The organism is Massilia mucilaginosa, from assembly GCF_011682145.1.
GTDB lineage: Bacteria > Pseudomonadota > Gammaproteobacteria > Burkholderiales > Burkholderiaceae_D > Telluria_A > Telluria_A mucilaginosa.
On record NZ_WHJH01000001.1, the window covers coordinates 346,661 to 366,290 of the forward strand.

General features: G+C 64.7%; 18 protein-coding genes. 5 read left to right on the plus strand and 13 right to left on the minus strand.

Annotated features, from left to right (window positions below; genetic code table 11):
* Positions 1–9: 9 nt before the first annotated feature.
* The 4 genes from F2P45_RS01510 to F2P45_RS01525 all read left to right on the plus strand — a co-directional run bounded on the left by F2P45_RS01510 (position 10) and on the right by F2P45_RS01525 (position 7,262).
* Positions 10–3,552 carry a pectinesterase family protein gene (locus tag F2P45_RS01510; RefSeq protein WP_166870002.1) on the plus strand — a complete coding sequence of 1,181 codons (3,543 nt, stop codon included), beginning with the start codon at positions 10–12 and terminating at the stop codon, positions 3,550–3,552.
* A gap of 155 nt (positions 3,553–3,707) precedes the next feature.
* The gene (locus F2P45_RS01515) at positions 3,708–5,528 is read left to right on the plus strand and encodes a sensor histidine kinase (protein WP_166870003.1); all 1,821 of its coding nucleotides are present in this window, start codon (positions 3,708–3,710) and stop codon (positions 5,526–5,528) included.
* A gap of 248 nt (positions 5,529–5,776) precedes the next feature.
* A complete protein-coding gene (locus F2P45_RS01520) occupies positions 5,777–6,184 on the plus strand; it encodes a DUF6088 family protein (protein ID WP_166870004.1) in 408 nt (135 codons plus the stop codon).
* A complete protein-coding gene (locus F2P45_RS01525) occupies positions 6,165–7,262 on the plus strand; it encodes a nucleotidyl transferase AbiEii/AbiGii toxin family protein (protein ID WP_166870005.1) in 1,098 nt (365 codons plus the stop codon). Before F2P45_RS01520 ends, F2P45_RS01525 begins: the two co-directional genes overlap by 20 nt.
* Here the strand turns inward: F2P45_RS01525 and F2P45_RS01530 are convergent.
* Genes F2P45_RS01530 through F2P45_RS01545 form a run of 4 tightly spaced genes read right to left on the minus strand, consistent with a single transcriptional unit; the run spans position 7,259 to position 9,693 of the window.
* Positions 7,259–7,966 (minus strand): hypothetical protein, encoded by a 708-nt coding sequence (locus F2P45_RS01530; RefSeq protein WP_166870006.1) that lies wholly within the window; start codon positions 7,964–7,966, stop codon positions 7,259–7,261. The genes F2P45_RS01525 and F2P45_RS01530 overlap by 4 nt on opposite strands.
* A gap of 54 nt (positions 7,967–8,020) precedes the next feature.
* Complete coding sequence (locus F2P45_RS01535) at positions 8,021–8,722, minus strand: hypothetical protein (protein ID WP_166870007.1); 702 nt, start codon at positions 8,720–8,722, stop codon at positions 8,021–8,023.
* 49 nt (positions 8,723–8,771) lie between these two features.
* On the minus strand, positions 8,772–9,317 hold the full coding sequence (locus tag F2P45_RS01540) for a GntR family transcriptional regulator (protein ID WP_166869731.1): 546 nt from the start codon (positions 9,315–9,317) through the stop codon (positions 8,772–8,774).
* Positions 9,318–9,366: 49 nt separating this feature from the next.
* Entirely contained in the window at positions 9,367–9,693 is a 327-nt protein-coding gene (locus F2P45_RS01545) for a hypothetical protein (protein ID WP_166870008.1), read from the minus strand.
* Between the two features lie 299 nt (positions 9,694–9,992).
* Between F2P45_RS01545 and F2P45_RS01550 the strand changes: the two genes are divergently transcribed.
* Positions 9,993–10,649 (plus strand): hypothetical protein, encoded by a 657-nt coding sequence (locus F2P45_RS01550; protein WP_166870009.1) that lies wholly within the window; start codon positions 9,993–9,995, stop codon positions 10,647–10,649.
* Here the strand turns inward: F2P45_RS01550 and F2P45_RS01555 are convergent.
* Genes F2P45_RS01555 through F2P45_RS01595 form a run of 9 tightly spaced genes read right to left on the minus strand, consistent with a single transcriptional unit; the run spans position 10,646 to position 19,604 of the window.
* Entirely contained in the window at positions 10,646–11,218 is a 573-nt protein-coding gene (locus F2P45_RS01555) for a HupE/UreJ family protein (protein ID WP_166870010.1), read from the minus strand. The genes F2P45_RS01550 and F2P45_RS01555 overlap by 4 nt on opposite strands.
* A 55-nt stretch (positions 11,219–11,273) precedes the next feature.
* Positions 11,274–12,377, minus strand: coding sequence for a CobW family GTP-binding protein (locus tag F2P45_RS01560; RefSeq protein WP_166870011.1), 1,104 nt, complete (start codon positions 12,375–12,377; stop codon positions 11,274–11,276).
* Positions 12,374–13,927 (minus strand): precorrin-3B C(17)-methyltransferase, encoded by a 1,554-nt coding sequence (gene cobJ / locus F2P45_RS01565; protein WP_166870012.1) that lies wholly within the window; start codon positions 13,925–13,927, stop codon positions 12,374–12,376. The genes F2P45_RS01560 and cobJ overlap by 4 nt, the downstream gene beginning before the upstream one ends.
* Entirely contained in the window at positions 13,927–14,682 is a 756-nt protein-coding gene (locus tag F2P45_RS01570) for a cobalamin biosynthesis protein (protein WP_166870013.1), read from the minus strand. The genes cobJ and F2P45_RS01570 overlap by 1 nt, the downstream gene beginning before the upstream one ends.
* A complete protein-coding gene (gene cobM, locus F2P45_RS01575) occupies positions 14,679–15,461 on the minus strand; it encodes a precorrin-4 C(11)-methyltransferase (protein ID WP_166870014.1) in 783 nt (260 codons plus the stop codon). Before cobM ends, F2P45_RS01570 begins: the two co-directional genes overlap by 4 nt.
* Before the next feature lies 1 nt (position 15,462).
* Positions 15,463–16,200, minus strand: a complete 738-nt coding sequence (gene cobI, locus F2P45_RS01580; protein WP_166870015.1) for a precorrin-2 C(20)-methyltransferase — start codon at positions 16,198–16,200, stop codon at positions 15,463–15,465.
* Positions 16,197–17,345 (minus strand): cobalt-precorrin-5B (C(1))-methyltransferase CbiD, encoded by a 1,149-nt coding sequence (gene cbiD, locus F2P45_RS01585; RefSeq protein ID WP_166870016.1) that lies wholly within the window; start codon positions 17,343–17,345, stop codon positions 16,197–16,199. The genes cobI and cbiD overlap by 4 nt, the downstream gene beginning before the upstream one ends.
* A complete protein-coding gene (locus F2P45_RS01590; RefSeq protein WP_166870017.1) occupies positions 17,332–18,903 on the minus strand; it encodes a precorrin-8X methylmutase in 1,572 nt (523 codons plus the stop codon). Before F2P45_RS01590 ends, cbiD begins: the two co-directional genes overlap by 14 nt.
* On the minus strand, positions 18,900–19,604 hold the full coding sequence (locus tag F2P45_RS01595; protein WP_166870018.1) for a cobalt-precorrin-7 (C(5))-methyltransferase: 705 nt from the start codon (positions 19,602–19,604) through the stop codon (positions 18,900–18,902). The genes F2P45_RS01590 and F2P45_RS01595 overlap by 4 nt, the downstream gene beginning before the upstream one ends.
* Between the last annotated feature and the right edge of the window lie 26 nt (positions 19,605–19,630).

Below are 19,630 nucleotides of genomic sequence, written 5' to 3' on the forward strand. Positions count from 1 at the left end.
GAGAATCCAATGAAACAAGCACCTATCAGGGCCGCGCTCGGCGCCGCCCTGCTGACGGCGTTCGCCTGTAGCCAGGCCCACGCCGCCGTCGACCCCGCACGCCAGGCCGCGCCGCTTGACGGCTGGGCCAGCCAGTCTGGCGGCACCGTGGGCGGCGCCAACGCCGTGCCCGAGCAAATCTACAGCGTGGCCGACCGCGCCCAGCTGCTGGCCGCCCTGCGCAACGGCGGCAACACGAGCAAGATCATCAAGCTGACCGCGCTCATCGACATGAGCGGCGGCGTGCCCTACGCCAGCACCGGCGACCAGGCCGCGCGCGGGGCCATCCGCCTCGGCAGCAACACCACCCTGATCGGGGCCGGGGCCAATGCCGGCATCATCAACGGCCACATCTCCGTGCAGAATGTGGAACAGGTCATCATCCGCAACCTGAACATCATGAACCCGTGCGACGTCGGCCCGGTCTGGGACCCGCTCGACGGCGCCAGCGGCAACTGGAACTCGGCCTACGACGGCATCGGCGTGTCGAACTCGCACCACGTCTGGATCGATCACAACAGCTTTACCGACGCGCCAAAAACCGACGACCAGCTCCCCATCGAAAACGGCAAGCAGAAGCAATGCCACGATGGCGCGCTCGACATCACCAGCGCGTCCGATTTCGTGACGGTGTCGTACAACCATTTCGGGCAGCACAACAAGAACAACCTGATCGGCGGCGGCGACGGCGCCACCGGCGACGAAGGCAAGTTGCGCGTCACCTACAGCAACAACGTGTTCGCCGATATTTCGCAACGCGCGCCCCGGGTGCGCTTCGGCCAGGTCCACCTTTTCAACAACTATCACTCCGGCAGCAAGACGGCGCCGGTCTACCACCACCAGTACAGCGTGGGCGTGGGCAAGAACGCCAAGATCCTGTCGAACAACAACGTGTTCGCCATCGCCGGCGCGACCGGCTGCGACGATGTGATCAACGCGCCCGGCGGCGACGGCGGCGCCTACAAGGACCAGGGCTCGCAGCTGAACGGCGGCGCACTGCAAGGCTGTTCGGTCCCGGCCACGGTCAGCTGGAGCGTGCCGTACGCCTTCGCGCCGCGTCCGGTGGCGCTGGTCAAGGCCAACGCGCTGGCGCAAGCCGGTGGCGGCAAACTGAGCACCAGCATCGCGGGCAGCGGCGACACCAGCACCGACACCTTGCCGACCCTGTTCTGTCCGTTGACCGGGCTGTACTTTTGCGACGACTTCCAGGATGGCTCGAGCGCGCGCTGGAGCCTGCTGCCGCTGCCTGGCGCGAACGGCGCTTTCACGGTCCAGGCGGATGCCTCCGGCGGCAGCAACAAGGTGCTGCAATACACGGCGGCCAGCACCGGCGGCATCCTGGCGCTGGTCAAGCCGGATGCGTTCAAGGGCGTGCCGTCGGGCGACTATGTCGTCGAGGCGCGCATCCGGCCGCTGACCAACAGCACCACCGGCAACAAGCAGCTGTACCTGATCACGCGCTACGTCGATCCAGCCAACTGGTACGGCGCCGGCCTGAACGTGCAGAATGCGAGCACCAGCACCCAGGTCGAGATCGCCCGCATGCTCGGCAACAGCTTGAGCAAGATCAAGCAAAGCAAGCGCGCCATCGCCATGGACGCGCAGTTCTACACCGTGCGTTTCGAGATGATCGGCAGCACCTTGACCCTGTATCTCGATGGCGAGAACCTCGGCGCGGTGACCGACAGCAGCTTTGCCGCGCGCGGTCTGATCGGCCTGTACACGACCAACAAGTCGTTCCAGATCGACGATGTGCGGGTCGGCGATCCGGCCCTCAAACCGGTGCAGCTGACCCTCAACCCGCATCCGCTGGCGTACACGGCCGAGGCGGGAGACGCACCGCTGGTCGTCAACGTGGGCGCGAAAAAGGGCGACGGCAGCGCCGACACCTTCACGGTCGAGTCGAGCATGCCGGGCGTGGTGGGCGTGAGCACCGACGGCGCCAGCGTCACCCTGACCCCGCTGGCGGCCGGCAGCGCCAACATCGTGTTTACCAGCGGCGCCGATCCGACCCTGACGCGCAGCATCGGCGCCACCATCGCGCCCGCCTTCGTGCAGCCGAGCCAGACCTACCGCCTCGACGGCGCCAGCTTTCCGCCCGCCGGGGCGGTGGACGAAGCCATCGACAGCCCGCTCAGCCTGACCTTCGACAATCCGCCGACCCTGGGCAACGGCGGCACCATCCGCATCTTCCGCAAGAGCGACGATGCGCTGGTCGACGTGATCCGCCCTGCCGACGACATCGACGCCATCGGCCACGCCGGCCAGGACCGCCTGCGCCGCGTGCGCTACGCGCCGGTGCGCATCAAGGGCAACACGGTGAGCATCAAGCCGCACAACAACCGCCTCGCCTACGGCAGCGCTTACTATGTGGCGATTGCCGATGGCGTGTTCAACGGCGCCACCCTGGGCGGCACGCCGTTTCGCGGGATCGGCAAGGCGGGCGGCTGGGGCTTCACGACCAAGGCTGGCGCACCAGGCAGCGCCAGCCTGAGCGTGGATGACGACGGCCCGGCCGACTTCCGCACCGTGCAGGGCGCGCTCAACCATGCCACGGGCGCCGTCGCCAAAGCCGATCCGGTGACCATCAGCGTGCGCAACGGCAGCTACGAAGAATTGCTGTACCTGCGCGGCAAGGACAACGTGACCATCCGGGGCGAAAGCCGCGACGGCGTGGTGATCCACTATACCAACCACGACACCCTCAACCCAGGCACGGGCGCAAGCGAAGCGCCGGGCGGCAGCGGCGCGCCCTTGGGCGGACGTTCAGTCTTGCTGGTGGAAGCGGCCGACATGGTCACGCTCGACAAGCTGACCCTGAAAAACACCACGCTGCGCTCGCCCGCCATCTCGGCCCAGGCCGAAACGGTGTACTTCAACAGCGACGGCCGCCTGGTCGCCACCAACGCCGCCTTCCACAGCGAACAGGACACCTTGAACCTGAAGGGCTACGCCTGGTTCTACCGCTCGCTGGTGGCCGGCAACGTCGACTTCATCTGGGGCGGTGCGCGCGCCGCCCTGTTCGAAGAAAGCGACATCCGCAGCGTCGGCGACAGCACCAGCGCCAGCGGTGGCGGCTACGTGTTGCAGGCGCGCGTGCCGAATGCGGGCGACAAGGGCTTCGTGTTCCTGGGCAGCAGCCTGACCCACGGCCCCGGCCCGGGTCCCGCACAGGGCGACGTGCCCAACGGCGCCACCTGGCTCGCGCGCAGTCCCGGCGGCAGCGCCAGCTGGGACAACATCGCCTTCATCAACTGCAAGATGGATGCGCACGTCGCTGCGGCCGGCTGGGCCGGACTTGGCGTGAACGGCCAGCCGGCGCCCAATCCGGTGCAGCCGACGGCGCTGTCGGGCTGGCGCGAGTTCGGCACCACCGATTTGCAAGGCGCGCCGTTGAACCTGTCGGCACGGGTCGGCGGCTACCTGCTGAGCGAGGACGAAGTAGCGGCCGGGTTTGCCACACGCGCCAAAGTCTTTTCCGCGTGGAACAACGGCCTCGGCTGGAATCCTTAGAACGCATGGGGAACGCCGCGTCAAGTGGCGTTACCCCAATCCAACAGTAGAGAAATACTAATGGGAATCTTGAACGTAAAGACATGCTAAGCTTGATGGGATGCAATGCATGAGCGAATCCGCTCGCGCTGGCGTGTTCTCCCGGAAGAGTTATCATGAAGATTCGGTCCTTCCTTGCCTTGATGATCGTGGCGGCGCTGGCGCCGGTGATTCTGTTTTCCACCGTGCCGCTGAGCCGCCTGATCCAGGCCGAGCGCGACGCCGCCGTGCTGTCCATGAAACTGGCGGCGCGCGCCACCTCGATCGCCGTCGATGGCCAATGGCACCAGGCGATCGGCCTGATCCGCGGCCTGAGCAGTTCCAACAAACTCGAATCCGGGCAAATCGCCCAATTCGGCATCAAGGCGCGCACCATGGCCGGCGACGACGGCGCCTACATCGAGCTGCTCGACGACAGCGGACAATTGCTGGTCGACACCACCCGCCCGCCCGAGGCCGCCCTGCCCGACACCCGCGCCAGGGAACGCGCCCGCATCGACCGCATGCTCTCGAGCGCGGCGTATGCCATCTCCGACCTTCTGCCCGGCAAACTGCCCGACACCTGGGTGGTCGAAGTCGACTTTCCGGTATTCCTCGACAACGGCGTGCGCTACGTGCTCGGCTATGGCTTCGACGTCGACGACCTGCTGCGCGCCCTGCCCGCGCCGGATGCCGAGGGCACCACCTTCACCGTGTACGACCGCCAGGGCCGCCTGCTGGCTAGCAACGGCAAGCACGCCGCCGTGGGCAGCCTGGCGCCGCCGCCGGTGCTGGTCGCCATCCGCCTGCGCGAGAACGGCCTGGTGAGCACGCCGGACGGACGCTACGCGATGCTGACCGTGTCCACGGTGTCGGGCTGGTGGGTCGCCATGTCGTCCCCGCGCGCGGCCATCGACGGCACGGCGCGGCGCACGGTGCTGTATTCGGTGTCGGGCCTGCTGATCGCCCTGCTGCTGGCCGGCGCCGCCGCGCTGCTGTTCAGCGCCCGCGTGACGCGCGCGATTGCCCGCACCGGCGAGGCGGCGCGCTCGATGGTGCGCGGGCCGACCCGGCTGCCGCTGTATTCGGGCATCACGGAAGTCGACCGGCTCGACCAGAATGTGTACCTCGGCGCCCATCTGCTGGCCAGCGCCTCGGCCGAGCGCGAACGCTTGTTGGCGGAAGCGCAGCAGGCGCGCGAAATCGCCGAGGGCCAGAACCGCTCCAAGGATGAGTTTTTGGCCATGCTCGGGCACGAGCTGCGCAACCCGATGGCGCCGATCAGCACCGCCGCGCACCTGCTCAAGATGCCGAATATCTCGCCCGAGCAGATGCGCCAGGCGGGCGACATCATTTCGCGCCAGGTCGATCACATGAATCACCTGGTCAACGACCTGCTCGATGTGTCGCGGGTGACGCGCGGCCTGATCACGCTGGAGAAAAAACCGGTGTCGATGCGCGCCATCCTGGCCGCCGCCGTCGAACAGACCATGGGCGCCATGCACAAGGGCGCTCACCACTTCGACACCGTTTGCGGCGAGGAAGAATACTGGGTGCGCGGCGACGCCACGCGCCTGATCCAGGTGCTGACCAACCTGCTGGTCAACGCCGCCAAGTATTCGCCGCCGCAGTCGTCGATCCGGGTGACCCTGGCACACGCGGGCGAACGGGTCAGCATCGACGTGAGCGACAACGGCAACGGCATCGAGCCGGAACTGCTGCCGCGCGTGTTCGAGCTGTTTTCGCAGGGACGGCGAACGCCGGACCGGGCCACCGGCGGACTCGGGCTGGGGCTGGCGCTGGTGCGCAAACTGGTGGAGCTGCACGGCGGCAGCGTCATGGCCTACAGCGAGGGCGTGGGCAAAGGAAGCCGGTTTACCATCGAGCTGCCGGCGGCGGATGTGCGTGCGGCCGAGGTGGCGGCGTTCGCTACGGCGGAAGACGCGGGCGTTGCCTGAACCGGCGAGAGAGTCGTTTCCGGATATCCGACTATTCCTTGAAGTAAAGCTTGGTCCCGCGCCAAATCCTTGTTTGAGGAGTTGAGCGCTGCATCGCCGTCGCAGCGTTCCAACGCTTGCACAAAATCAATCGAAAGCGCTCATTCGCGGATGATATTCCCCACGGTAATCCTTTGTTTTTAAAAGGATTTCTTGAATTTCCGGAGTGAGGTGACTATACTTGTATCGTCAGCTCAAGGAGTCGAATTATGAACGTTCAGGAAAAAGTAGTCAGGTCGATCGCTAACAGACGTGGCAACGTGATATTGCGCTCCGACCTGAACAAGTTTGGAAGCGAATCCCAAGTGAGCCGGGTCATTAACTCCATGGTCGGATCGGGGAAACTAATCCGCGCTGGGAAAGGCGTATTTGTAAAAACAAAAGTCAGCTCCATCACGGGCAATATCATTCCCGCTGCAACGCTCGAAACAGTCGCAACAGAAACGTTCAAAAAGCTGAAAGTGAATGTTCTTCCGAGTAAAGCGACTCAGGATTACAACAGCGGCAAGACCACTCAGCTTCCAACCAGCCTCATCATCCGTACGCCAAAGCGGAAGATATCGAGAAAGCTTACCGTTGCGGGAAGAACTTTAGAATATGAAAAGAATTCCAGGTGAGATTGAAAACAAGATAAAGGACGCGCTGCTGGAGGGGATGATTCACTTACCAGCGCAAATTCTTGAAAAGGATGTGCATGTGACTGACGCATTGCATGCTATTTCAAAGGTCGAGTGGCATTCAATTGCCATTCCCACACATCAACCTGGCGTCAATCAACGCGGTAAAGAATTGAAGCTTGCTGGCAAATTGGTATTTGCCGGGGGTACCTGTTTGAGCAAGGCCCATGGTTTGATCGAACGGATGTCCGAAGACATTGATGTCAAGGTTTTTTTGGAACCGGAACCTGAGGGATATCGCCCCTTATCGCTAAACACGCGCTTGGGTGTGCTACATAAAGCGGTGATCAAAGACTTGTCCGCTCTCGGCTTCACGATTGCTGCTGTGGAAGAGCAAGTCAAAGAACTGGCCGATGAGCCAGCGGACACCGCAACGTCGAAACAGGCAGCAAAGAACCCCCACGTGCGTGATGGACGACGTTTTTTTCACCTGACGCTAGATTATGAGAGCGTTTTTGCCGGAACGATTGGTGCGCTACGCCCGAAGATCAAAGTCGAGCTCATTCATCGTCATACCGTGCTGCCCTCCGAGCAAAAAACGTTTGGATATCTTGTTGATAAACTATTAGCGATCCAGCCCGCGCCTCAAGTCCTTATCGATTGTATTTCGATTCAAGAAACGCTTGCAGAAAAAGTTCTGTCAATGCTGCGCCGGACAGCCTGGAAGTGGTATGGCGGTCAAAAAGGTGACTTGGACCCTGCACTGGTCAGGCACATCTATGACGTTGGGCAAATTTTTATGCAGAGACCTGATGTGCTGCCTGGGGCAAGTGACATATTCCCCAGGCTTGTCGCCAAGGATGCGGAAGAATTCGGCCGCCAGTATCCAGAATTCGCCGGGAACGAAAATGAAATCCTGAGCAAGGCGCTGGTCCAATTGAAGACGGACCCAGACATTACTAAAAATTATGATGAAAAGCTTCGGCCGCTTCTGTATAGCAACGCTAGCCCGTCATACGATGACGCCTATGACAGATTCGCGTATGTGGCAGATAAAATGCTGGCGACATTGCCTTAACTGCCAAGGAAACGATGGTCATCAATCGCCGCCAGGGCACGCTGTCCCGCCCCTGCAACCTGATGGACCTTATGCTCGCTGCAAAACTGGGCGACCGGCCGCAGCGCAAGCGCTCGATACGCGGCGATTTGCCCAGCCACTGCCTCGGCATACAAAAAATTCGGATGGACCGCCAGGCGCATGAGCAAGTCCTGGTCGACCGGCGCGAGCGAGTAGATGGCCGATTGAATGACCGATTCCTCGCTCTCGTCGTCGCGGTCGAGCAAGCCATGAATGAACTTGCCAAGGACGGCCGGGTCGCGGTGCAGTGGCGTTGTCGCCGGATGGTGATCGGTCAGCCAGGTGTTGGTCTTCCTGGCTTGTTCGGCGGCGTAAAGGAACTCGCCGAGCGAAGCAAATACCACGTTCCAGAAGTCGCTGTCGTGCGGAAGGAACAAGATCGCGCCAGCGAATGGCCCGCGCGTCAGGTACAGGTGATGGTCGCTGGTGTTGCCATCGTCGAGGACAACGCCGCCATGGACTTTCACCAGGCTCACATCCTGGAGGATGGTTGTCAGCTCGTCGGATTCGGCCCGGTCCAGCAAATTGAGTTCGATGTCGAAGCGGCCGACATAGTCGGGGTTCATCGGCCCGTCGAAATACGCAGCAAGTTCACCGATGAACGGTACGGCCTCGGCGTCGGCCGGATCAGTGATGCCTGTCATGTGGTCTCTCCCGGGGTGAGGTGCTTGTCAAAATTGAGCGTAACGCGCTCGCCATTATCCGAGTTGGCCGATCGCTTTCAACGCGCGTTCGCCAGCCCACTGGACCTGCGGCATCCCATGCTCGCAGCATAGCTGCGCAAGCGGGCGCAGGGCCGCTGCCGGATACGCTGCGATCTGGCCGGCCACCGCCTCGGCAAAGAAGAAATCCGGATGCTTGACCAGGCGCATGAGCAAGTCCATATCGACCGGCGCCAGCGAGCGTATGGCCGAGTAGACCAGGCCCTCGTTCTTTTCCTCGCCGGTGTCGAGCAAGGCGTGCAGGAACCCGGCGAGCGCCGCCTGGTCCCGATGCAAGGGTGTCGGCTTGGGATGATTGTTGGTCAGCCAGGTCCCGGTTTCCCGCGCGATCGCGACGGCCGCAAGAAAATCGTCGAGCGAGCCGAACACCACGCGCGAATTCTCGCCTTCATGGGACAGGAACAGGATGCCGCCGGCGAACGGCCCACGAGTCAGGTAGAAATGATGGTCGCTACCGCCATCGTCGAGCACCACGCCGCCATACACCCGCACCAGCCGCTTGCGCTGGAAGTGCGACATCAGTTGGTCGGACCCGGCCCGGTCGAGCAGGTGCAATTCGATGTCGTGGCGCCCCACGTTGGCAGGATCGCGCGGCGACGCGAAATAGGCATTCAATTCGGCCACGAACGGCGCCACCGCCGCGGAGTCCGGGTTGTCCAAGCCAGTCGGGCCCGCCATGTCATTCCTCCTGAAACAGTGCCTGTTTAGCAAAGCTTACCACGCCCGCTTAGCGCACCAGGCACGGCCGCTTGTTGTCGAAGCGCCAGCCCGGCACCAGGTACTGCATGGCCAGCGCATCGTCGCGCGCGCCCAGCTGCGCCGCCTGGTACAGGGTTTGATGGAATGCCAGGTCGAGCCGGGTGAAGTTCTTCAGGTCGTCGGCATCGAGACAGGCGCGCTGCTGGGCAACCAGCCCCAGTAGCACTTTCGACAACGCCGGATTGGGTGCGAGCGAGAGCATGCGCACCATTTCCAGCTCGACCGACAGGCGCAGGAAATGGGCCTCGCGCGCGGAAGCGATATCGACGCTGCGCACGCGCGTGACGTGCTGCGGAAAGATGTCGACCAGGCCCTCTTCGCCAAGACGGGTCAGCGCATCGCGGATCGGCGTGGCGGACAGCTTGAAGTAGCGCGCCAGCTCATCGCGCGCGAGGATGGCGCCCGGCTCCAGGACCAGCGTCACGATCATCTCGCGCAAATGTTCGAAGACCTGCACGGTCGCGTTCCTGGAACGGTCCAGCTGGAAGCTTCCCTGCAGTTTATCGTTGTTCATACGCTTGTCTGGTGGCGGCAAGCCGGGATACTAGCATATCAATAACTGCTTATGCCGCTGGCGACTGATGCCACGAGTGACCGCACTTCAGGCATTGCCTGGCGCGCGGGGTTCTTAGCAGCTTGCCGCACGACGGGCATGCGTTGGCGAATATCAGCGCCTTGTGCAGTCCGAGGAGCTTGTCGGCACAGGCGAACCTCAGGGCCTGCTGGCCATTGACGAGCAGCGCCAGGACGTGCGCGGGAGCCTCACCGCCGCCGCGCATGACTGCGTATGTGCTGGTCTTGCTCCCGCCGATCCCAAACGTCACGCACTCGACACCAGCGCGCTCATCCTCCGTCAGAAGATGGCTGAAGTTGTTGAGTACGTAGGACACCGTTTCCAGCCGTTCAGCAGTTTCCGTCAATATTCCCGATCATTAAGTTAGCAATCGTTCACGTGCAGCCGGCATTTTAGCGCCTCCAGCCTGCTCATGGCAGCGGCAACGAAGAAGATCCACTGTCGTGTTTACACACGGCAAGCCACAAGCTTGGCCTGGCTCATGCTCGCGTCTGATTCTTCACGGTAACGTCATTGACGGGAATGTTGCGGTCAAACAATCAGCAGGGGAAATGAATGTCCTACTTCAGCCAGGCAATCGCGACGCATAAAAGCGGGGTTACACAGGCGCACGACATGATCCAGCGGATTTTCCACGCCCTGCCCGCGCCGCGCGCGCACGTACCGCAAGCGGCCTTTGCGCCCGACCGGATCGCGTTTCACGCCGCCATGCTGGCCAACGCCCTGCCCTCCCCGCGCGTGGCCGCCCTGTTCAAGTGCGCCGCTTGCGTAATCGATGGCGTGCGCCCGCTGCACAGCGCGGCCGAAGCGCGCCGCTACCTGCGCGACGCGGCGGTCTATCCGCTGCAGTTCGTGCCGGTGTCCGATGATGGGGGTGCGGAGACTTTTTCGGCGATCAGTTATGAGAAAAGCAGCGATGCCGCGGTACTCGGCAACGGCGCGCTGATCGCGCTGGCCGACCTGGTGCAGTTGCTCGATCTGCCGTGCGCGCGCGGCTACCTGCTGCAAGAACTGCCCTCGCCGCACCGCCTTGGCGGCCTGCGCGTGACTGTGGCAACGCGCGCGCGCAGCCCGCACATCGTGCGCGCCAGCTGGAAGCTGGCCGGCGCCGACGCCGACATTCCGCTCCCGCTGTGGAGAGCGACCAGCCGCCTGGTGCTGGCCGGCGCCGCGCTGTTCCCTTCAATAGAGAAGCAGCACTGGGACATCGCCCTGTGCGAACGCGGCCCGCTGGCCATGGGCATGAGCGCAGCCCACGCCCAGCCGCTTTAGAAAGCGGCGCCGATCCAGACGCCGCCCAGCGCGATCACCGCACCCACGCCGCGCAGCCACGCCTGCTGCTGGCGCAGCACCGCGCCAGCGGCCATGCCACCGGCCAGCAGCACGGCGCTCGACGCCAGGATGCCCGAGAAGTACATGCCGGCGCTGCCCACGTGCGGCATTTCCGCGCCATGCGCCAGGCCGTGGACGACCGCGAACGCGCCGACCATCAGCGCGCCCAGCGCCGGCATCAGCTTGACCTTGAAGGCGATGGACAGGCCCAGCACCAGCACCGACGCGATAATCGCGCTTTCCAGCGCGGCGATGCCGACGCCCGCCATGCCCATCATGCCGCCGGCGGCGAGCAAGGCGATGAAGCTCAGTGGCAGCAGCCAGCGGGCGCGCCCGCCCAGCTGCGCGGCCCAGATGCCGACGGCGACGGCGGCCAGCATGTGATCCAGGCCCGAAAACGGATGCGCCAGGCCGGCCAGCAAGCCGCCTTCATGGCCGGGATGGGCCAGCGCCGCGCCGCAATAGAACAGGGGCGCCAGCGCCAGGGTACGGATGAATTTAGATTGCATGTGAAGCTCCAAGATAGAAATGATGAATAGACGAATGAATCAATGGTCCGGGCGTTTATCGCCAACTGGTTCCGGTCAGTTCCGACAGCACCGCCGCCACGCGCGTGCGGCTGGCGTGATAACCGATGATGACCAGTTCGGAGCGGCGCGCCGCCGGCCGCACCGCATCGACGCTGATCATCACGCGCGAGCGCACGCCCTGCACCAGCACCGCCTGATCGGTCTCGCTGGTGCGAATGAACCCTTTGCTGCGCAAGACCGGTTCCAGCCGCACCGCTTCCTGCAAGGCGTGGCGCACCTTGTCGGCGCTTTGCGGCGCATCGCTGCGCAGCACGAACGACAGCCAGCCCGGATCCTGCTCGTGAAAATGCTTGTGCGTTGCCAGCCCGTGCGAATGCGCGGCCAGACCCGAATGCGCATGCCCGTTCAGGCGCCCCTGCTCGGCCAGCACGCCGGCATTCGGACCGGGCATGGTCGCCAGCGGCGTGTAGCTGTGCGTATGCTCGGTGCGGGTCGGCTGGTGCAGGCGCAGGCCGAGCGCGAGGCGGATGTCGAGTTGCGCCTTGTGCGCCAGTTCCAGAAAACGCACGTTGGGCGCGCGCTCGCGCACCCGCGTTTCGGCCAGCAGCAGCGCGTCGTCGTCCAGCTCGTCGATTTTGTTGAGCACCACCACATCGGCAAATTCGAGCTGCTGGCCGAACACCGTGGCCGCCGCATCGCTGCCGCCGCCATGCTCGAACTGGTCCGACAGCAGCAGCGGCGTATCGACCACCGCCAGGGTGGCGTCGAGAACGAAGTCCTCGGCCAGCCCGGGGCTTTGCAGCATCTCCATGATGGCCGTCGGCAGCGCCAGGCCGGACGTTTCGATCAGCACGTGATCCACATTCGCGCGGCGCGCGGCAATCGCCTGCATGGTCGGCAAAAACAGCTCGTCGTCGCCGTACGCGATCAGCCCATACGGAAAATCGTGCACCCGCACCTGGTCGTCCGCGCCAGCTTCGCCGCGCACCAGCGCACCGTCAATCGAAATCTCGCCGAACTCGTTGATCAACAGCGCCAGGCGGCGGCTCTGGCGCTTTTCGATCAGGCTGCGCAACAGGGTCGTTTTACCGGACCCCAGGAAGCCGGTCACGATGGTGACGGGGATCGGCTGTTTCATGCCAGGTCCAGTTTTGCCAGTTGCGCGATCAGATCGTCAGCGCTGTTGCACATGGCCGGGTAGTCGACCTGCGGCCGTTGCACTACCAGCAGGGGGATGCCGAGTGCCTTTGCCGCCTCCACCTTGGCCGCGTAGCCGCCGGCGTCGCCGGAATCCTTGGTCACCACGCAGTCGATCTTCCAGTCGCGCCACAAGGCGATGTTAAAGTCCTTCGAGAACGGCCCCTGCATGGCGCAAATGCGTTCGCGCGGCACACCCAGCGCAACGGCGCGCTCGATGAATTCCGGCTCGGCCGTCAGGCGCGCGAACCACTGCCTGTCTGCGGCGCCATCGGCATGCAAAAACGTGGCCAGGTCTTTCGAGCCGGTGGACAGGAAAATGCGCTGGCCCGTCGCGATGGCGCGTTCGGCGGCGTCTTGCGGCGACGCGCACAGGGTGCCGCCGTCCGCGTTGAAGCTGCTTGGCCGCTCGTAGCGCAGATAAGGGATGCCCAGTTCGCGCGACAGCCCGATCAACTGCTCCGACATGCTGGTCGCGTAAGGATGGGTGGCGTCCACCAGCACCTTCGCGCCGCTGGCCGCCAGTGCCTGGCGCCGCGCCTCTATGCCCTGGCGCCCGGCCCAGACGGTAGCACCGGGGCAGGCCTTGATCGCCACGTCACCGCCATGGTCGGTGGCCGCCGACACCACCACCGGACGATCCTGGCCGGCCGCCAGCCGCGCCGCCAGCGCATTGCCGTCGCTGGTGCCGGAGAACACCCACACGCCGCCATCGGGCAGCTCCTGGCGCTGCGGCAGCGTGCTGTCGGCCTTGGCGTCCCAGTCGTTGTAGCCGCGTGGCGTAAAGATTTGTCCGCGCTTGCGCTGGGTGAAACGGTTACCGACCACGATGGTGGTGAGCATGTCGAACTGCAGCGACGGCAGCTCGTCGAGCCGGTGGATGCTCACTTCCTGGCCCGGGCGGTAGGCGTTCTTGACCACGCCGCACAAGGTATGCGGCGCCTTCGATTCGAGCATCAATTGCAGCACGCGGTACACGCCCTGCTGGCGGCTGGCGCTTTGCACGTTGTACATCACGCACGCCAGGTCGGCCTTGGCGATGTGGCGCGCGCGGTGTTCGATCCACTCCCAGGGGCACAGCAGGTCCGACAAACTCAGTGTGGCAAAGTCGTGCGACAGCGGGGAGCCAAGCAGCGAGGCGCAGGCGTTGGCCGAGGTAATCCCCGGAATCAGGTTGACCTGGTAGGTGTCGTCCTCGCTCATTTCCTCGTACGCCAGCGCGGCCATCGCGTAAATGCCGATGTCGCCGCTCGAAATGAGCGACACGCGCGCGCCGCCACGGGCTTTTTCGATCGCCAGCAAGGCGCGTTCGCGTTCCTGCGTCAGCGGCGGCGTGTGGATTTCCTTGCCCTCGACGTGCGGCATGATCCAGCGCAAATACAGTTCGTACGCCACGATCACATCGCTCTCCTTCAATGCCGCAATCGCGCGCGGTGCGATCAGGTCCTCGTAACCGGGACCGACCGACACCAGATTCAATACACCACTCATCAGATCTCCATCCATTTATCTTCAACTACCGCGACGGCCACGCCGTCCAGGCACGTTTTTGGCACCAGCAGCGCGCCGCGCGGACTGGCGACCAGCGCGCACGGCTCGCACACCCCATCCAATCCCACATTGCTGCGCACCCAGTCCGACGGCACGCTGACCCACGGACGCGCCGCCAGGGTGGCGCGCGCGAACACGCGCAGCGGCAGGTCGTGCCGGCTGCAAAATTCCAGCAGGCCCGGTTCATTCGCCTTCAGGTCCACGGTCGCCATCTCGCGCACTTCTTCAATGCCGCGCTGGCCGAGCGCGTGGCGCACCGCCGCCTCGATCCGCTCCGCCGGCACGCCCTTGCGGCAGCCGATGCCGACCACCAGCGGCTTCAAGGCCTCGGTGGCGGTAGTCACCACCGGGGTTGCGCCAACCATCCGCGCAACCTTGTAGGCCAGCGCATTGGCGCCGCCTTCGTGGCCGGCCAGCAGCGCAATGGCGAAGCGCCCCGCCTCGTCCAGCACCACGACCGCAGGGTCGGTACGTTTATCGGTCGCCAGGCCGTCCAGAAAGCGCACCGCAATCCCGGTTGCGCCAATCACGATCCACTGCGCGTGGCGGCGGTAGATTTGCGCAAACTGCGCCTTGTGGCTGACGCCTTCCTGCAACCACGGGCGATATACCGCGCCTTCCAACCCGGCTTGCAGCACCGCCGCCAATCCCTCGCCATGCGCGCGCACCAGCCAGATGGCCGGCGCTGCATTCACGACGCCGCCTCCGCCTTGTTCTTCTTGACGACCCTGAACAGGTGCGTGAAGTCCTTGGAGTACAGGCTCGATTCGACCGCGACATCCTTGTCGAGCGCCGCGCCGACCAGCATCATCGTGGTCAGGTTCCATTCGCCGCGCTTGGTATCTTCCAGCACCGTGCCGAGCGTGCCCTGGTAGATTTTCTGTTCCGGCCAGGTGGCGCGGTACACCAGGCGCACCGGCGTGTCCTGCGGATAGTGCAGCGACAGGTCGCCGACGATCTTCTTCAGGTGTGGCCCGGACAGGAAGATGCACATGGTGGCGCGGTGTTCGGCCAGGCGCGCAATTGATTCGAGCTCCGGCACGGCCGATGCGCGGCCCGAGACGCGCGTGAGGATCACGCTCTGCGACACTTCCGGCTTGGTCAATTCGGCGCCAATCGCCGCTGCGGCGGCGGTAAACGACGACACGCCCGGCACCACTTCATACGCGATGCCCAGCGCGTCGAGACGGCGCATCTGTTCGGCGGTGGCGCCGTAAATGGCAGGGTCGCCCGAGTGCAGGCGCACCACGTCGATATCCATTTCCTGTGCGCGCACGTAGCACGCCTGCTGCTGCTCCAGATCGAGCTTGGCGGTGTCGATGATTTCGGCACCGGCGCGGCAGTGCGTGAGCATCTCGGTCGGCACCAGCGAACCGGCGTACAACACCATCTCGACGCTACCCAACAGGCGCGCGCCGCGCAGGGTGATCAAATCTGCGGCGCCGGGGCCCGCTCCAACGAAGTACACTTTCATCTTATCTCTCCTGCCGTGGTTGACGGCGCACCAGCAAGGTGGCCAGGTAGCCCATCGCGTCGTTAGCGACAAGGTCGCCGACGCCTGAGGCCAGCAATTCGCCGGGCAGGCCGATACGGCGCGCAAAGGCGCAGTGGTCGGCAATGCCCATCTCGCGCAGCAGGTCGAGCACCCAGCCGAGGCGCGCGCCGACCTTCATCAGCACCACGATATCGTGGGTCAAAATGTCGCTGCGCAGTTCTTCCGCCGTTTCGGGACATGGCAGGATCAACACCCTCTCCTTGCCCTCCCCCAGCGGCCACGCCAGCGCCGAAGCGGCGGCGGCGTAGCTGGTAATGCCCGGGAAGGTGCGCTGCGGCAGATCCGGAATGCGCGCGCGCAGGGCCGCCAGCACGTAGCCGTAGGTCGAATAGGTCAGCGAATCGCCGATGGTCAGGTACGCCACGTCGCGCCCGGCGCGCAGTTCAAGCGCGATGCTGTCGGCCAGTTGCGCGTAATGCTCGCTCAGGACCGAGCGGTCCGGGTCCATGTTGAATTCGATCTCGCGCAGTTTGGCCGGGTCGATGTCGATCCCGGCCAGGCACTGGAGCGCGACCGACAGCTCGGTCCCGCGCGCGCGCGGTGCGTAAATCAGGTCGGCGCGGCGCAGTGCGTCCAGCGCAGCCAGCGGCAGATAGCCGGCCGGACCGGGGCCGACGCCGATGCCCCACAAGGTACCGGTGCGGATGCCGACGCTCATGCGTCCACCCCGAGCGCATTGCCGGCCAAATCGAACAGGCGCACTTCGAGGCGCTTGACCGACGGCACGCGCGCGTGCGCGAGCGCCCCGATGCGATGCTCGATCTCGATCCACACCGCTTTGGCGAAGGACTCACTCTTTAAACGTTCCATTGCTGCTTCCACTGTGTTTGCATTTTCCATATCGTGCACCAATTGCGCGTCGCCGCCCATCTCTGCGACCACGCGCGCGACGCCGGCCATTGCCATGTTGCTCTTGCTCGAATGCGTATCCCAAAACCCGTCCAGCACCTTGGCCAGCTTGCCCGGATGCCCTGCGAGCCACAGCACATCGAGGCTGCGGTCGGCTTCCCGCAGCGCCTTTTCGGTGAAGTCCAGCGCGTCGCCGAGAAAATTCGCGATCTGCACCGAGCGTTCATCCGGCAAGCCCAACACCCCGCTGGCGAACTCGCGTCCGATTTTCCCGGGCAGGTAAGCCACGCTGGCGGTGCTCGCCGCCAGCGCCACCCGCACATACACCTCGACCGACGCGATCCAGGTCGACAGAGACATCGGCTCCACGATCCCCGACGTACCGAGAATCGAAATGCCGCCCACGATGCCGAGGCGCGGATTGAAGGTCTTGCGCGCGATGACATCGCCGTTTTCGCAGCCGATGCTCAGGTCGAAGCCGCTGTCAGGCGATTCCGCCATGGCGTCGTCCAGCATTTCTTCCACCGCGCGCCGCATCATCTGGCGCGGCACCGGGTTAATCGCCGGCTCGCCCACCGCCACGCGCAGGCCGGGGCGCGTCGCCGTGCCCACGCCACGCCCGGCAAAAAAGCGTACCGCGCGCGCATCGTTGCGCCGAACTTCGGCAAAGATGGTGGCGCCGTGCGTGTTGTCCGGATCGTCGCCGCCGTCTTTCAATACCTCTGCCCGCGCTGCGCCTGAATCGGTCCAATCCACCATCTGGATGGGCACTTCCAGAAAATGCACGCCGTCGGGCAGGCTGACCCGGACGGCCTCGCAGCGCGCTCCGTGCAGCAGCAAGCCAAGTGCCGCCTTCACCGCCGCCGTGGCGCAACTGCCTGTCGTACGGCCGCGCCGCAGCCCGTTTAACGCCGGGATGGCGAGGTCGAACCGGACCCGTTCAAGGTGCTTCATACCCTGCAAGCTGATTGAGCGCGTCAATCATCAGGCCATTGACCACGCTCGCCGCCCACGGCGAGCCGCCGCGCGTGCCGCTGTTGGTAATCCGTGGCACTTGCAGGCAACGCCGCAATTCGTCCTTGGTTTCGCGCGTGCCGACAAAGCCGACCGGCAGGCCGATGACCAGCTGCGGGCGCCAGCCATGGTCGCGGATCAGGCGCACCGCTTCAGCAATCGCGGTCGGCGCATCGCCGATCGACAGCACCACGTCGTTGCCGAATTTTTGCCAGCCGCGCCGGATGCCCGCCGCCGAACGCGTAATGCCTTCGGCCGCCGACATCAGGTGGGTTTCGCGGTCATGCACGCCGCACCAGGTGTCGATGCCGAGGGTTTCGAGCAGTTGCCGCTTGAGGCCCGTCTGCACCATGGTCACATCGGTCAGCACGCGCTTGCAGCGCAGCAGCGCCAGGATGCCACTTTCGACCGCGCCCGGCGAAAAATACATGTCATCGACGGCGCCGAAGTCGCCGCTGGTATGCACCAGCCGTTGCAGAATCGTCATGTGCGAGGGCGGGAAGCCCGACCAGTCGCGTCCCGCGGCGATGATCTGGAAGCTCTCCGCTTCGATCGGATGCGGCTCGTACGGCGCATACGTTGGCGCGGCCGCCGCTGCCGCCGTTTCGGGCGCCTGCGCCAGCAAGCCGCGCACGGCCAGGTGGTGCGCCTGCTGCGGCTCGCCCACCTGCTGTTCGAAGCCGACGATCTGCACGCGGTACTTGCACAGCGAGCAGTTCATGGCGGCGCGTCCTGCCACCGCCTCGCGCGCGCGTTCGATCATCACGTCGGCTACGTGCGAGTGCACGCCAAAGTAGCCGGCCTTGAGCACTTCCAGCCCCGGTTCGCGCTCGCGCAAGTCGTCGGCGGCGGCGTAGATGCGCTTGACCAGCACACCGTCGAACAGAAAGAACGGCAGCACGACAAGGCGTTCGAAGCCCATGCGGGCGGCGGCGCGCAGGCCATCGGCCACCAGCGGCGTGGCCGTACCCGAATAGCATACATAGACGCCGCCGAAGCCCATGCCCTCTTCCAGCATGCGCGCCAGCTTGGCCACTTCGCCATTGGCGTCAGGGTCGGTGGTGCCGCGTCCGACCAGCACCAGGCAGCTGTCGGAGCGGCGCACCGTCAGCGGCGAGGTGGCCTCGGCTTCGATCACCCTTTCCTGCGCCAGTTGCAGCAGTTGCGGGTGCAGATTCATCGGCGCGCCGAAATGAAAATCGATGTCCGGATAATCGCGCGCCATGGCCTGCACTTCGGCCGGCATGTCGTTCTTGGCGTGGCGGGCGGCCAGCAGCACGCCGGGCACCACCGCCACCTGGCGCGTACCGGCGGCCAGGTTGGCCTGCACCGCTTCGGCGATGGTGGGACTGGAAAACTCCAGGTAGCCATGCGTGACGACGTCATTCGGCGCGCGCGCGCGCACCAGCTCGACCAGCGCTTCGAATTCGCGCACAGCGTCCGGATCGCGGCTGCCGTGGCCCGCGACGACGATGCCGAGTTTTTCTTGTTGGGTCATGGTGCCGGCGCCGCCTCGATCTGGCTGGCCATCGGCGCGAGCGTACGAATCAGCATGATGCTCATGTCGGAACAGGTATGGCTGGCGCATTCGAGCAGGCTGCCATGCCATTCGGCTTCGCCGCGTGTCAGGTTTTCCCACACTTCGGTCGGATGGTCGGGCGAGATGCCATTTTCCAGCAGGTAGGCCGCAATATGCCAGGGCATGAACGAGCGCGCCGCGTCCCACGGACACGGAATCACGATCGCGTTGCGCTGGTCCTGCAGCACGTGCACCAGATGGCGCTTGAACGGATCGAGGTCGCCACGGCGGTGGAAGGTAATGAAGGTGGTCTCGTCGAAGCACACCTTGGCGCGCGAGGCCAGGATCTGGGCCGACGAAATGCCGGGTAGCGATTCGACCGGGTGGCCGCAGGCGCGTTCGACCCGCTCCAGGTACTGGAAGCCGCTGAAATGGATGTCGCCCATGAAGACGACCACGCAGCGCTTGCCCGCATGGTGCAGGCGCGCCACTTCGTCGAGCTGCGCGACCTGGTCGCGGTAGGCCATGCCGATGACGTGGGCCTCGGCCGGGATCAGGCTCTGGACCACGTTCAGTACCGCGTCGAAACCGGCAACAACGTCGGCCTCGCGAATGAGCTGCGCGCCGCGCTGCGTCAGGTAGCCGACATCGCCGGGTCCCGCGCCTATGCAAATGATCATCTTGAAGTGCTCCTAAATTTTGTCGT

Bases quoted from the DNA above. Each gene is read 5' to 3' on its own strand.
- cobJ (WP_166870012.1), bottom strand. From the start codon at position 13,927: ATGAGTGGTGTATTGAATCTGGTGTCGGTCGGTCCCGGTTACGAGGAC.
- F2P45_RS01550 (WP_166870009.1), top strand. From the start codon at position 9,993: ATGATCCAGCGGATTTTCCACGCCCTGCCCGCGCCGCGCGCGCACGTA.
- F2P45_RS01510 (WP_166870002.1), top strand. From the start codon at position 10: ATGAAACAAGCACCTATCAGGGCCGCGCTCGGCGCCGCCCTGCTGACG.
- F2P45_RS01590 (WP_166870017.1), bottom strand. From the start codon at position 18,903: ATGACCCAACAAGAAAAACTCGGCATCGTCGTCGCGGGCCACGGCAGC.
- F2P45_RS01560 (WP_166870011.1), bottom strand. From the start codon at position 12,377: ATGAAACAGCCGATCCCCGTCACCATCGTGACCGGCTTCCTGGGGTCC.
- F2P45_RS01555 (WP_166870010.1), bottom strand. From the start codon at position 11,218: ATGCAATCTAAATTCATCCGTACCCTGGCGCTGGCGCCCCTGTTCTAT.
- F2P45_RS01525 (WP_166870005.1), top strand. From the start codon at position 6,165: ATGAAAAGAATTCCAGGTGAGATTGAAAACAAGATAAAGGACGCGCTG.
- F2P45_RS01540 (WP_166869731.1), bottom strand. From the start codon at position 9,317: ATGAACAACGATAAACTGCAGGGAAGCTTCCAGCTGGACCGTTCCAGG.
- F2P45_RS01520 (WP_166870004.1), top strand. From the start codon at position 5,777: ATGAACGTTCAGGAAAAAGTAGTCAGGTCGATCGCTAACAGACGTGGC.
- F2P45_RS01515 (WP_166870003.1), top strand. From the start codon at position 3,708: ATGAAGATTCGGTCCTTCCTTGCCTTGATGATCGTGGCGGCGCTGGCG.
- cobM (WP_166870014.1), bottom strand. From the start codon at position 15,461: ATGAAAGTGTACTTCGTTGGAGCGGGCCCCGGCGCCGCAGATTTGATC.
- F2P45_RS01595 (WP_166870018.1), bottom strand. From the start codon at position 19,604: ATGATCATTTGCATAGGCGCGGGACCCGGCGATGTCGGCTACCTGACG.
- F2P45_RS01535 (WP_166870007.1), bottom strand. From the start codon at position 8,722: ATGGCGGGCCCGACTGGCTTGGACAACCCGGACTCCGCGGCGGTGGCG.
- cobI (WP_166870015.1), bottom strand. From the start codon at position 16,200: ATGAGCGTCGGCATCCGCACCGGTACCTTGTGGGGCATCGGCGTCGGC.
- F2P45_RS01530 (WP_166870006.1), bottom strand. From the start codon at position 7,966: ATGACAGGCATCACTGATCCGGCCGACGCCGAGGCCGTACCGTTCATC.
- cbiD (WP_166870016.1), bottom strand. From the start codon at position 17,345: ATGAAGCACCTTGAACGGGTCCGGTTCGACCTCGCCATCCCGGCGTTA.